This is a genomic window from Streptomyces sp. NPDC006283, from assembly GCF_040613325.1.
In the GTDB taxonomy this organism is placed as follows: Bacteria; Actinomycetota; Actinomycetes; order Streptomycetales; family Streptomycetaceae; genus Streptomyces.
Window position 1 is genome coordinate 21,421 of sequence record NZ_JBEXRZ010000067.1, and the last position, 13,576, is coordinate 34,996.

8 protein-coding genes and 1 pseudogene are annotated in these 13,576 nt (G+C 71.6%); 1 reads left to right on the top strand and 8 read right to left on the bottom strand.

The window, feature by feature from the left end:
• Positions 1–175: 175 nt before the first annotated feature.
• The 8 genes and pseudogenes from ABZ070_RS16445 to ABZ070_RS16480 all read right to left on the bottom strand — a co-directional run bounded on the left by ABZ070_RS16445 (position 176) and on the right by ABZ070_RS16480 (position 12,689).
• Positions 176–4,123 (bottom strand): Rne/Rng family ribonuclease, encoded by a 3,948-nt coding sequence (locus ABZ070_RS16445; RefSeq protein WP_356634277.1) that lies wholly within the window; start codon positions 4,121–4,123, stop codon positions 176–178.
• Between the two features lie 535 nt (positions 4,124–4,658).
• Entirely contained in the window at positions 4,659–5,666 is a 1,008-nt protein-coding gene (locus ABZ070_RS16450) for a BadF/BadG/BcrA/BcrD ATPase family protein (protein ID WP_356634279.1), read from the bottom strand.
• Complete coding sequence (locus ABZ070_RS16455) at positions 5,663–6,928, bottom strand: 6-phospho-beta-glucosidase (protein WP_356634281.1); 1,266 nt, start codon at positions 6,926–6,928, stop codon at positions 5,663–5,665. Before ABZ070_RS16455 ends, ABZ070_RS16450 begins: the two co-directional genes overlap by 4 nt.
• Before the next feature lie 6 nt (positions 6,929–6,934).
• Positions 6,935–7,829: pseudogene (locus tag ABZ070_RS16460) on the bottom strand (carbohydrate ABC transporter permease).
• 12 nt (positions 7,830–7,841) lie between these two features.
• Positions 7,842–8,801, bottom strand: coding sequence for a sugar ABC transporter permease (locus ABZ070_RS16465; protein ID WP_356634282.1), 960 nt, complete (start codon positions 8,799–8,801; stop codon positions 7,842–7,844).
• Positions 8,801–10,138, bottom strand: a complete 1,338-nt coding sequence (locus ABZ070_RS16470; RefSeq protein WP_356634284.1) for an ABC transporter substrate-binding protein — start codon at positions 10,136–10,138, stop codon at positions 8,801–8,803. Before ABZ070_RS16470 ends, ABZ070_RS16465 begins: the two co-directional genes overlap by 1 nt.
• A gap of 60 nt (positions 10,139–10,198) precedes the next feature.
• A complete protein-coding gene (locus ABZ070_RS16475) occupies positions 10,199–11,401 on the bottom strand; it encodes an ROK family transcriptional regulator (protein ID WP_356634286.1) in 1,203 nt (400 codons plus the stop codon).
• A 217-nt stretch (positions 11,402–11,618) separates the two neighbouring features.
• On the bottom strand, positions 11,619–12,689 hold the full coding sequence (locus tag ABZ070_RS16480) for a mechanosensitive ion channel family protein (protein WP_356634288.1): 1,071 nt from the start codon (positions 12,687–12,689) through the stop codon (positions 11,619–11,621).
• 284 nt (positions 12,690–12,973) lie between these two features.
• Between ABZ070_RS16480 and ABZ070_RS16485 the strand changes: the two genes are divergently transcribed.
• On the top strand, positions 12,974–13,525 hold the full coding sequence (locus ABZ070_RS16485; protein WP_356634294.1) for an HNH endonuclease: 552 nt from the start codon (positions 12,974–12,976) through the stop codon (positions 13,523–13,525).
• The last annotated feature ends 51 nt before the right edge of the window (positions 13,526–13,576 follow it).

Here is a 13,576-nt window from a genome sequence, read left to right on the forward strand (position 1 = left end):
GCAGAGCAAGAGAGGGCCCGTTCCACCGGCCGACCGGTGGAACGGGCCCTTCGCATGCCGGCCGGCGTCTGCCCGCTCGCACGCCGCCCGTGTGACCGCGCCCGCACGAAGATGCGGCCCGCCCCCGGAGAACCGGGGACGGGCCGCACCAGTGGTGCCTCACGGCACCCGGGACCTACGCCTCAGGAGCGCTCGCGGAGACTGCCGGAGCAGAGGCCTGCTCGGCAGCTGCGGTCTTCTTGGAGACCTTCTTCGCGGTCGTCTTCTTCGCCGTCGTCTTCTTGGCCGGCGTCTTCTTGGCGGCGGCCTTCTTCGCGGTGGCCTTCTTCGCGGTCTTGCGGGCCGCCTTCTTCGCCGCCGGAGCCTCGCCCTCTTCGGGCTCGGGCTTCTTCCCCTCGGCCTCACCGGCCTCGGGCTCGGCCTTGGGCTCCGTGGCGACCACGACGATCGCCGCGTCCTCCGCGCCCGACGGCGAACCAGCCGGAGCGGTGACCTTGCGGGTCACCCGGCGGCGTGCTCGCGGCGGAGCCGCGACCGGCGCCTCTTCCACGACCGGGGCCTCCGCGACGGGCGCGGCAACCGCCTCGGGCTGCGGCTCGGCCGGCGCCTCGACCGTCGTTTCCAGAACGGTCGGCTCCGACGAGACCGGCGGACCCGCCGGAGCGGACACCTTCCGCGTGGCCCGGCGCCGGACACGACCCGTGGGGGCCGCCTCCTCCGCCGGTGCGGCCGGCTCGGTGGCCTCCACGGGAGCCGGGGCCTCGGCCTGCGGCTCCGCGGTGACGTCCACGGGCTTCGGCGCGCCGGCCGGGGCCGACACCTTGCGGGTCGCCCGACGACGGCCCCGCCCGCGCGTGGCTGCCGCCTCGGCCTCGGCCGCGCTGCTGTACAGCTCCTCGTCCGGTACGAAGGCGGGCTCGGCGAGCGCCGCGGGGGCGGCCACCTCGGCGGCGACCTCCTCCTCGGTCTCGATCTCGGCCTCGGTCTCGATGCCGGTGGTCTCCGGCTGAGCCTCGCCCTGCTCCTGCACGCCACCACGGCCGCGCTTCTTCGAACGCTTGCCACCACCGCCGACGGACGTCGGCTGCTCCATGTGCACGATCACGCCGCGGCCGTTGCAGTGGACACAGGTCTCGGAGAAGGACTCCAGCAGGCCCTGGCCGACCCGCTTGCGGGTCATCTGGACCAGGCCCAGCGAGGTCACTTCGGCGACCTGGTGCTTGGTGCGGTCACGGCCCAGGCACTCCAGCAGCCGGCGCATGACCAGGTCGCGGTTGGACTCCAGCACCATGTCGATGAAGTCGACGACGACGATGCCGCCAAGGTCCCGCAGCCGCAGCTGGCGCACGATCTCCTCGGCCGCCTCCAGGTTGTTCCTGGTGACGGTCTCCTCGAGATTGCCGCCCTGGCCGGTGAACTTACCGGTGTTGACGTCGACCACGATCATGGCCTCGGTCTTGTCGATCACCAGCGAGCCGCCGCTCGGCAGCCAGACCTTGCGGTCCAGCGCCTTCATCAGCTGCTCGTCGATGCGGTGGACCGCGAAGACGTCGGTCTCGCTGGTCCAGCGCTGCAGCCGGTCGGCGAGATCGGGCGCCACGTGCGAGACGTAACCGTGGATCGTCTGCCACGCCTCGTCCCCGCTGACGACAACCTTGGAGAAGTCCTCGTTGAAGATGTCGCGGACGACACGGACGGTCATGTCCGGCTCGCCGTAGAGCAGCGTCGGCGCGTTGCCGCTCTTCGCCTTCTTCTGGATGTCCTCCCACTGCGCCTGCAGTCGCTCGACGTCGCGGCGCAGCTCGTCCTCGCTCGCGCCTTCGGCGGCGGTGCGCACGATGACGCCCGCGTCCTCGGGAACGATCTTCTTGAGGATGGTCTTCAGCCGGGCGCGCTCGGTGTCGGGCAGCTTGCGGCTGATGCCGGTCATCGAGCCTTCGGGCACATAGACCAGGTAACGGCCGGGCAGCGACACCTGGCTGGTGAGCCGGGCGCCCTTGTGGCCGATCGGGTCCTTGGTCACCTGGACGAGGACCGACTGGCCGGACTTGAGGGCGGCCTCGATGCGGCGCGGACCGTTGGCCATGCCCAGCGCCTCGAAGTTCACCTCACCGGCGTACAGGACGGCGTTGCGTCCCTTGCCGATGTCGACGAACGCGGCCTCCATGGACGGCAGAACGTTCTGGACCTTGCCCAGGTAGACGTTTCCGACGTAGCTGGTGGCCTGCTCCTTGTTGACGTAGTGCTCGACGAGCACGTTGTCCTCGAGGACGCCGATCTGGGTGCGCTCGCCGCTCTGGCGGACGACCATGACGCGCTCGACGGCCTCGCGGCGCGCCAGGAACTCCGCCTCGGTGATGATCGGCACGCGGCGGCGGCCCTGCTCGCGGCCCTCACGGCGGCGCTGCTTCTTCGCCTCCAGACGGGTCGAGCCCTTGATGGACTGGACCTCGTCGCTCGGCTCTTCCTTCTTGCGCGGCTCCCGGACCTTGACGACCGTGCGCTCCGGGTCGTCGGTGCCCTGCTCACCTTCCGTACCGGCGTCACCGCTGCGACGACGACGGCGACGGCGGCGACGGCTGCTGCTGGTACCGGCGGCCGACGGGGTCTCCGACTCGTCCTCTTCCTCGGACTCCTCGTGGGCCTCCTCGGCAGCGGTGTCCTCTTCTTCGGACCGCTCCTCCGCGGACTCGTCCGCGTCGGCGGCCTCGCCACGGCGACGGCGACGGCCCCCGCGCCGGCGGCGGCGCGACGGACGGTCCTCGTACTCGTCGTGGTCCTCGTCCTCCGCGCCCTCCGCCTGCTCGGGCTCCGTCTCGTCCTCGGCCGGAGCGGCCTCGGCGGCGGGCTCAGCGGGCTCGCCGCGACGGCGGCGGCGCCGACGCCCGGCGGGCTCCGGCGCCGGGGCCTCGGCGACGGGAGCCTCGACGGCCTCCTCGTCCTCCTCCGGCTCGGGGGCGGTGGCTGCCGCGGCCGCGGCAGCAGCCGTCTCCGGCGTCTGGAACATCGGCTCGGTGAAGACCGGCGCCCGGAAGGTGGGCACGGCGGGCCGCCCGGCGCGACGGCCACGGGCGGGCGCCTCCTCGGCCGCCTCGGCCTGCTCCGCCTGGGCAGCCGGCTGCGCGGTGAACTCGGGCGAGACCGCACGGCGGCGCGTGCGCCCCCGGGTCGCCGCCTTCTCCGCGGCGGCCACCTCGGCCTCTTCGGCTGCGATCTGGGCGACAGCGCTCTCGGGCAGGCTCTCGCCGGCCTCCGCGGGCTCCTCCTCGGCCGCCTTCGGCGCACCGGCGGGAGCGGTCGCCTTACGGGTCGCCCGGCGGCGGCTGCGCGGCGCCGGCTCCTCGGTCTCGGCGGCCGCTGCGTCTTCGGGGGCCTCGACGGCCTCGGCCTCGGCCCTGGGCGCGCCGGCGGGTGCCGATGCGCGGCGGCGGGTACGGCGCGGCGCGGGCTCCTCGTTCGCAGCGGCCACGACGGTCTCCTCTTCGTCGGACTCTGCGACCGGGGCCGCGGTCCGGGCGGCCTCCTGCGCAGTGGTGTCTTCCGGCACCTGGACGGCCTTCGGCGCACCGGCCGGCGCGGACGCGCGGCGACGCGTGCGGCGCGGGGCTGCGGTCTCAGCCGCTGCGGAGGCCTCGGTCCTCTCCGGCTCGGCGGCCGCTGCTGCGGGCTGTGTCTCTACGGCCTCCTCGGCGGCTGGTGCGGCCGTCTGCGGCGCACCGGCGGGAGCGGTGGCCTTGCGGGTGGCCCGTCGACGGGTACGCGGCGCGGACGCCTCGGCCACGGCGACATCCTCGGCGGCCTCGGCCGGAGCGGCGGTCTCCTCGGCGGGCTCGACGGCCTGCGGCGTACCCGCGGGAGCGGATGCGCGACGGCGGGTCCGGCGCGGTGCGGGCGCTGCCTCTTCGGCGGCCGGCTCAGCGGTGACCGGCTCCGTGAGGTCTGCGGCACCGGTGTCCGATGTGACCGTCCCAGCCTCAGCGGCCTGCGGGCTCCCGGCGGGAGCGGTGGCCTTGCGGGTGGCCCAGGCGCCGCGACCCGCGGGCGGCTGGGCCGGCGGCTGTGCGAACGCGTGCCCCGGAGCCGACGGAGGCGTCGCTGCGCGCACGTCCGGCGGGTGTGTCACGTGACCTCCCCCTTGGTCGCTGACGTCGGCCCGCCTCCCCCGGCGGGTCGTGGGACTACTCCCGGCCAGCAGTATGGCCGCAGGGGACCCTCTCACACCACAATTGACCCGATCTTGCCGTCCCCACCATGTATACGCTCCCCGACCTTGATCGGTTCCCTCGGCGGATCCTTTCGGCACGTGGAGCGTGCTCCCTCTCGTCGGGAATCCGCTCCCAACTCCCCTACGGAACGGCGACCGTGGGAGCCATCGCCGGCGGGGTCGCCCAGGCCGGTGTCAACTTCGGCCAAGCCGGCGTCCGAGGACACCGTGCCTGGCGCGGTACGGGTTCTGTGGGCAGCGTGGTACGGGTGCAGGGGCTCGCCCCGGACGTGACCGCTCCCGTGCCACAACCGCCCCGCTGCGCCGCGCGGAACGTGGGGCGTGGTGCCGGGGCCCGGGGCCGGATCCCCCCACGAAGCGAAGCCGCACATCGGTACAGCGCGAAGAAGGAGGGTGGCGGGGCCGCCCCGTGCGGCAGCCCCGCCCCCAACGTCTACGCGTAGTGGGTCCGCAGCGCCGCCCGTGACGTCGATGTCGCTCCGACGTGGTCCAGTCCCAGCAGCGCCGCCCCCAGTACCGGCGCTGCCGTCACCACCTCGACGGCCGCCTTCGGCGCCGCGGCCGCCAGCAGTTCGCGGATGCGCCCGTCCAGGTCCGGGTGGCGTGCCGCCAGTACGCTGCCGCCGAGCAGTACCGGCACCTCCTCGTCGAGGAGTTCGAGGCGGCGCAGCGCCACCGTCGCCATGGCCACGACCTCCTCGGCCTGCCGGTGCACCAGCGAGCGGGCCACCGGGTCGCCGTCCGCGCTCGTCGCGAACAGCACGGGGGTCAGTTCGTGCTTGCGCGAGGCGGCGACGCGGCCCAGGTGCAGTGCCTCGATCAGCTCGTACACCGACCCCAGGCCGAAGTGCGCGGGCAGCGTGGCGGCCAGGGCCGTGGGCGCGCCGCGGCCGTCCTCGGCGCGTGCCGCGGACCACAGCGCCTCCTCGGCGAGGCCCGCGCCGCCACCCCAGTCCCCGGAGATCTTCCCGATCGCGGGGAAACGGGCCGTGCGGCCGTCGGGCAGCATGCCCACGCAGTTGATGCCCGCGCCGCACACGACGGCCACGCCACGCGGCTCGTCCACGCCCGCGCGCAGGATCGCGAAGGTGTCGTTGCGCACCACGGTGGTGCGCCCCCAGCCGCGGTCGTGCAGGGCCGCCGTCAACTCCCGTTCCTCCACGGGAAGATCGGCGTTGGCGAGACACGCGGAGACATGCTCGACCGTGCCGGTGATGCCGGCCCTGGCCCTGGCCTCCTCGACCGTGGAGGCCAGGATGTCGACGGCCGCCGCGACACCGACCCTCGGCGGCTGGAATCCGGGCCCGCGGCCCGAGGCGAGCACGGAGCCGTCCGCGCCGACGAAGGCCACGTCGGTCTTGCTGTTTCCCGCGTCGACGGCGAGTACCACCGGGGGCGCCGTGGGCGGCCCGGGGCGACTCCCCGCAGGAACTTCGGTCACGCCCACGCGAGGTGCTCCTGGTTGTGCGCGATCAGCTGCTCGGTGAGCTTCTCGGCGTACTCGTGCTGGCCGATCAGCGGATGCGAGAGGAGCGCCTTGAAGACCCGGTCGCGCCCGCCGCGCAGGGCGGCCTCCAGCGCCAGGTCCTCGTATGCGGTCACTCCCGCGAGCAGCCCGGTGTACAGCGGGTCGAGTTCGTCCACCGGCAGTGGTGTCGCCCCGTTGGTGCCGACCGCCGCCTGCACCTCGATGACGGCGTCGTCCGGCAGGAAGGGAAGCGTGCCGTTGTTGTAGGTGTTCACCACCTGGTACGGAGAGCCGGCGCCGCCCAGCAGCGAGGCGGCGAGGTCCACGGCCGCCTCCGAGTAGTACGCGCCGCCGCGCTTGGCGAGCAGTTCCGGCTTCTCGTCGAGCGCCGGGTCGCCGTACATCTCCAGCAGCCGCTTCTCCATCTCCGCGACCTGTGCCGCCCGCGACGGCTTGGTGCGCAGTTCCCGTACGACCTCGTCGTGGCCGTAGTAGTAGCGCAGGTAGTACGAGGGCACGACGCCGAGGCGGTCGATCAGGTCCCTCGGCATGTGCAGATCGGCGGCGACGGCGTCGCCGTGCTCGGCCAGCAGCCGCGGCAGAACGTTCTCGCCTTCGGGCCCGCCCAGCCGCACCGCCCTCTCCCAGGTGAGGTGGTTGAGTCCCACATGATCCAGATGGACGTCGGAGGGGGCGACGTCCAGCAGCCGGGCGAACTTCCGCTGGAAGCCGATGGCGACGTTGCACAGGCCGATCGCCTTGTGCCCGGCCTGCAGCAGCGCGCGGGTGACGATGCCCACCGGGTTGGTGAAGTCGATGATCCAGGCGTCGGGGTTGGTGCGGCGGACGCGTTCGGCGATGTCCAGGACGACGGGCACGGTCCGCAGTGCCTTGGCGAGGCCGCCCGCGCCGGTGGTCTCCTGGCCGACACAGCCGCACTCGAGCGGCCAGGTCTCGTCCCGGTTGCGGGCGGCCTGTCCGCCGACGCGCAGTTGCAGCAGGACGGCGTCGGCGCCGGCGACGCCCGCGTCGACGTCCGAGGTGGTGACGATCCTGCCGCCATGGCCCTGTTTGGCGAAGATGCGCCGGGCGAGGCCGCCGACCAGTTCGAGCCTTTCGGCGGCGGGGTCGATCAGGACGAGTTCCTCGATGGGCAGGGTGTCGCGCATCCGCGCGAATCCGTCGACGAGTTCGGGGGTGTAGGTCGAACCGCCCCCCACGACAGCGAGCTTCATGTCTGACTAGCCCTTCACTCCGGTCAGTGTGACGCCCTCGATGAAGGCCTTTTGTGCGAAGAAGGAAGACCATGATCACGGGGGCCATGATCAGCACCGTGGCGGCCATGGTCAGGTTCCAGTCGGTCTGGTGGGCGCCCTTGAAGGATTCCAGGCCGTAGCTCAGGGTCCAGGCGGCCGGGTTCTCCGAGGCGTAGATCTGCGGTCCGAAGTAGTCGTTCCAGCAGAAGAAGAAGTGGAACAGCGCCACCGCCGCGACGGCCGGCCTGGCCATCGGCAGCACGATCCGCACCATCGTGCGGAACTCGCCGCAGCCGTCGATCCTGGCCGCCTCCGTGTACTCCTTCGGGATGGTCAGCAGGAACTGCCGCAACAGGAAGATGGTGAAGGCGTTGCCGAAGGCGAACGGGATGATCAGCGGCCACAGGGTGCCGGCCAGGTCCAGCTGCTTCGCCCAGAAGAGGTACATCGGCACGACGACGACCTGAGGCGGCAGCATCATCATCGCGACGACCATCATCATCGCCAGGTTGCGGCCGCGGAAGCGGAACTTGGCCAGCGCGTATGCCACGGGGATGCTGGAGCCGACGGCGAGCACGGTGCCGAGCCCCGCGTACAGCAGCGTGTTGCGCCACCAGGTCAGAAAGCCCGGTGTGTTCCAGACGGTGGCGAAGTTGCCCCATTCCCAGGTGTGCGGCCACAGATCGCGGGTGAGGGCCTGGTCGTCGCTCATCACGGCGGTCAGGAACACGAAGACGAACGGCAGCAGGAAGAAAAGGGAGGCGGCGATCGCCAGCGAGTGGATCGCGATCCACTCCAGCGCCGCCCGGCGCCGTGCGGAGCGCCGCGCGGCGGTGCCCCTCGGGCGCTGTGCCGCCGAGGGGTACGCGGTCGGGGTCATGGTGGTCATGGTTCAGTCCTCCGCCGGCATGAAGCCGGAGCGCCGCCGCATCAGGAACGCCGTGAACGCCATGGCCAGGACGAACAGCACCAGGGCGACCACACAGGCCGCGCCGGTGTCGAAGCGCTGGAAGCCGAGGTTGTACACGGTCTGCGGCACGGTGAGCGTGCTCTTGTCCGGGTATCCGGGTTCGAACTGCTGGCCGGAGCCGCCGATCACCCCGCTCGCCACCTTCGCCGCCACCAGCGGCTCCGTGTAGTACTGCATCGTCGCGATCACACCGGTGATCACGGCGAACAGCACGATCGGCGAGATGTTCGGGAGCGTGACGAAGCGGAACCGCTGCCAGGCGCGGGCACCGTCCAGCTCCGCCGCCTCGTACTGCTCCTTCGGTACGTCGAGCAGCGCCGCCATGAAGATCACCATCAGGTCGCCGATGCCCCACAGGGCCAGGATCGTCAGCGACGGTTTGGACCAGGCCGGGTCGGTGAACCAGCCGGGGGCCGGCAGCCCGATCCCCTCGAGGATCGTGTTCGCCGGTCCCGTACCGGGGTTGAGCAGGAAGACGAAGGACATGGTCGCGGCGACCGGCGGGGCCAAATAGGGCAGGTAGAAGAACGTCCGGAAGATCCCGGCCCCCGTTCTGATCTTCGTGATCAGCAGTCCGATGCCGATCCCGAACACCACCCGCAGCGACACCATCACGACGACCAGCCACAGGGTGTTGCGCAGGGCGGGCCAGAAGAAGGGGTAGTCGGTGAAGACGTACGACCAGTTCTTCAGGCCCACCCACGTCGGCGGGGCGAACCCGTCGTACTTCATGAAGGAGAAGTAGACGGTCGAGACGAGCGGGTAGGCGAAGAAGACCGCGAACCCGATCAGCCACGGGGAGAGGAAACCGAGCGTGCGCAGGGCCGACCTGCGCCGCCTCGTCCGCAGGGCGCGGCCGGCGTCAAGGGCGGTGGCGGCCATCAGCGGGCCTGCTCGTTGTCCTTGTCGACCTGGGCGTCGGTCTTCCGCAGGCCGGCGTCGAGGTCCTTCTCCCGGCCGGCCTCGTAGCGCACGCCCAGGTCCTGCGCGGTGAGCAGGAACGCACCGCCGTTGACGGACGAGGGCGCGTGAGCGCTCTTGGGATGCTGCGCGATGTTCACGAACGTGCGGTACAGCGGATCGTCGTTCAGCTCGGGCGATTTCAGGGCCGCCACGGTCGAGGGCACGTTGTGGATCGCGTTGGCGAAGGAGACGACCGCGTCGGTGTCGGTGGAGAGGTACTTCACCAGCTCCCAGGCGGCGTTCTGCTTCTTGCTCACGTTCGCCATGCCGAGGATGGTGCCGGAGAGGTAGCCCTTGCCGTAGTCGGCCGCCCGGTCGTCCGGGACGGGGAAGGGCGCCGCGCCGATCTCGAACTTCAGGTCGGCGTCCGCTGCCATCTTTCCGCGCCACTCGCCGTCGAGCTGCATGGCCACCTGGCCGGTGTGGAACGGGTGCTTGGGGCCCCACTCGTCGCCCAGGCCGGTGCGGAACTTTTCCAGCTTCTTGTACCCGCCGAGCTTCTCGGCGAGGTTCTTCTGCCAGGTGAACAGTTCCTTCGCGGCCGGGTCCTCGGCCAGGTTGGACTTGCCCTCGGCGTCGAAGTACTCCACGCCGAACTGCGAGGCGTAGTGTTCGAACGTCGTCTCGTAGCCCTGGAAGTTGGGCATGAAGCCGAGCTGCTCGTAGCTGTCGCCCTTGGCCTTGGTGAGCTTCTTCGCGACCTCGTCGAACTCGGAGAGGGTCTTCGGAGGCGCGGTGATCCCGGCCTCCTCGAACGCCTTCTTGTTGTAGTAGAGGCCGTACGCGTCCCCCAGCAGCGGGACCGCGCACCGCTTCCCGTCGTGCTCGGTGTACTTGGCCATCTGCGGCAGGAAGGTCTTCGCCGGGTCGATCCCCGACTTCTCGAGGAACGGCTTCAGATCGGCGAGCGCGTTGGTGGCGCAGAACCGGCCCACGTTGTCGGTGGTGAAGGAGGAGACCACATCCGGCGCGTTCGAACCGCCCGCGCGCAGCGCCTGGTTCAGCTTGTCGTCCGTGATGCCCTTGACGGTCTTGACCTTGATGTTGGGGTGCGCCTTCTCGAACGACCTGATGTTCGCCTCGATGGCCGCGACCTCGCTCGGCGCCGACCAGCCGTGCCAGAAGGTGAGCGTCGTCTCGGCGTTCGGATCGTCCGAGGCGGTGTTCTGCGCCTGCCCGGTACAGGCCGTTGCGAGCAGCGATATCGCGGCGGTCGCGGCGAGTGCGGCGGCCGTGGTCCGGCGGTTTCGGGGCATGACGGTGCCTCCCTGTGACAAGGACGGGTCGGGGGAAGGTGAAGCGGGGTGGTGGTGCGGTCAGCGGGAGGTGTCGAAGACCTCGTCGCGGGTGGTGGCCAGTGCGCTCTCCAGCGCCCCGCGCAGCACCGGGTGCTTGCGTACGGCCCCGAGCACGAGGCGCGGCCGGGAGGCGGCCAGCTCGGACAGCTCCGCCTGTACGCGGGTCCGCAGCGGTTCCCCGCCCGCGGCGATGACTTCTCCGGACAGGACGACCAGCTCCGGGTCGAGCACGGCCACCATGGACGCCAGACCGGTCGCGAGCCCCGTCGCGTACGCGTCGAGCAGCTGACCGTACGACCCCGAGTCGTTCTCCGCGGCCCTGGCGACCAGCGCGGTCGCGACCTCGGCATGCGGGCCGCTGCCCACGTCCTGGAGGCCGAGTTCGCGTGCCAGTCGGGGAAGCGCCTGTGCACCGGCCAGCTCCTGGAAGCCGCCGCTGTTGGCCTTGGTCACCTGGCGCACCAGCGGGGTGCCGGGCACGGGCAGGAAGCCGACCTCGCCGGCGCCGCCGGTGAATCCGCGGTGCAGCCGACCGCCTATGACGACGGCGGCGCCGAGGCCCTCCTCGTTCCACAGGAGCACGAAGGTGTCGTGACCGTGGGCCGCGCCGACGCGCTGCTCGGCGACCGCGGCGAGGTTGACGTCGTTCTCGTACTCGACGGGCATCGGCAGCGCGGCCGCGAGCTCGTCGAGCAGCGTGGGGGAGTGCCAGCCGGGCAGGTGGGACGCGTACCGCAGCCGGCCGGTGGACGGGTCGAAGGCACCCGGCGTGCCGATGACGAGGCGGTGCACGTCCGAGCGGGTGAGGCCGGCAGCCTTCACGGCCCCGTCGAGGGCGTCGGTGACCTGGCGTACGACGCTGTCGGCACGCCGCCCGGGAGTGGCGAGCTCGAACTCTCCGACGGTCGTGCCGGTGATGTCTGCGACGGCGGCACGGATGCGCTCGGGGGTGACGTCCAGGCCCGCCGCGTGGGCCACGCGTCCGTTGAGCGCGTACAGCTGGGCGCTCGGGCCCGGCCGCCCCTCCGTGGTGCCGGTGACGACGACCAGCCCCGCGGCCTCCAGCCGGGCCAGCAACTGCGACGCGGTGGGCTTGGACAGGCCCGTGAGCTTGCCGATCCTGGTCCGGGAGAGGGGGCCGTGCTCCAGCAGCAGATCGAGCGCGGCACGGTCGTTCATGGCGCGCAGGACGCGCGGGGTACCGGGCGTGGTTCCGGCCACGACGGATGCACCTGCCTCTCGGCTCCGGCCTTGCGACCTGGACTGTTAGGAAAGTTTCCTATTCCGTAGGAGGAAAGTAGGCCGCCCGCGGACACCCGTCAATGGCAAACGCCCCCTGGGCAACCAAAGAGTTACCGAAGGGGGCGTCGCAAGAAGTTGCGTGAAAGGACGAGGGCGCCGGTGACAGCCCGCGGTCAGCGGCGAGCGCTCGCGGCCGTCACTTCGAAAGACTCGCCGGCGGCGGGATCGGCGAGGCGGCCACCGACTGGGGTGACACGGACGAGGCGAACGCCGACGGGGCCGCCATGCCGGCGGTCGGGTCGGCCGCGGCCTCGTCGGCCTGCTGGGGCAGCCCGCCGACGATGCGGATGCCCGCCGCGTCGAAAGCGCGCTTGATGCGCCAGCGCAGCTCCCGCTCCACCCCGAGCGACTTGCCCGGCATCGTCTTCGCGGAGACCCGGAACGTCATCGAGTCCAGCAGCACCTCGGTCAGCCCCAGCACCTCGACAGGGCCCCACAGCTGCTCGTTCCACGGCTCGGCCTTCGCGAGGTCCTCCGCGACTTCGCCGATGACCGCCTTGACGTGGTCCAGGTCCTCCGAGGAGCGGACGGTGACATCGACGGCCGCCGTCGCCCAGCCCTGGCTGAGGTTGCCGATCCGCTTGATCTCGCCGTTGCGCACGTACCAGATCTCGCCGTTGTCGCCGCGCAGCTTCGTGACCCGCAGCCCCACCTCGATGACCTCGCCGGAGGCGACGCCCGCGTCGATGGAGTCACCGACGCCGTACTGGTCCTCCATGATCATGAAGACCCCGGACAGGAAGTCGGTGACCAGGTTGCGCGCGCCGAAACCGATCGCGACGCCCGCCACACCCGCGGACGCGAGCAGGGGCGCCAGATCGATCTTGAAGGCGCCGAGGACCATCAGGCCCGCGGTGCCGAGAATCACGAACGAAGCTATCGAGCGCAGTACGGAACCTATGGCCTCCGAGCGCTGGCGCCGCCGCTCGGCGTTGACCAGCAGGCCGCCGAGCGCCGTGCCCTCCACGGCCTGCGCGGAGCGGTTCATCCGGGCGATCAGCTTTGTCAGCGCCCGGCGCACCAGCATCCGCAGCACCAGCGCCACGACCAGGATCAGCGCGATACGCAGTCCCGTGTTCAGCCAGGTGGACCAGTTCTCCTCGACCCATCCCGCCGCGTTCTCGGCACGCTTTGCGGCCTCGTCGAGGGTGACGGGAGTGGGCGAGGGCTCGGTCTGCAGCAGGGCCGACGACCAGAAGGCGGTCACGAAAGGAACCTCCAGGCTTGCGAGGGGAGACCAATAACCCTAACCGGGCATCCGGCCCGATCCGGCTGCCTCGGCGCCCAAGAGACAAGGCTCACCGGCCCGCCCGGAAGGGCCGTCGCGGTCGTCCGAGGCCCGAGCGGGGGTACCCCGGACACCTTGTGGCGGAAAACACCTCGAGCCCGTTACGCGTACGTGGTGGCGCCGGGAGCGGCCATGAGGCGAAACTGATGACAGATCGTCCCGGCGCGAGCCACGCGCCGCCGGCGTACAAGGAGGCATCCACCGTGCCGCACGTCCTGGTCCTCAACGCGTCGTACGAGCCCCTCGGCGTCGTACCGCTCCGCCGCGCGCTCGTCCTCGTCCTGGAGAACAAGGCTCTCTGCCTCGAGGAGTCCGGCGCCTTCATGCATAGCGCGACCCGCGTCATCGCCGCGCCCAGCGTCGTGCGACTCAAGCGGTTCGTGCGGGTCCCCTACCGGGGGCCCGTTCCTCTTACCCGCAAAGCGCTCTTCGCCCGCGACGGCGGGCGCTGCATGTACTGCGGTGGCGTCGCAACCAGCGTCGACCACGTCGTTCCGCGCAGCCGCGGGGGTCAGCACGCCTGGGACAACGTGGTGGCCGCGTGCCGCCGCTGCAACCACGTCAAGGCCGACCGGCACCTGCGGGAGCTCGGCTGGCGGCTGCGCCACCAGCCGGCACCGCCGAGCGGGCTCGCCTGGCGCATCATCGGCACCGGCCACAGGGATCCGCGGTGGCTGCCGTACCTGCAGCCGTACGGCGCGGACGACGCGATCACCCGCATCGACAGCATCTCGGTCGACGGCATCTCCGCGTGACGGACGTGCGCTCGACCGCCGGACGGGCCGGAGCTGCCGGGCAGCTCCGGC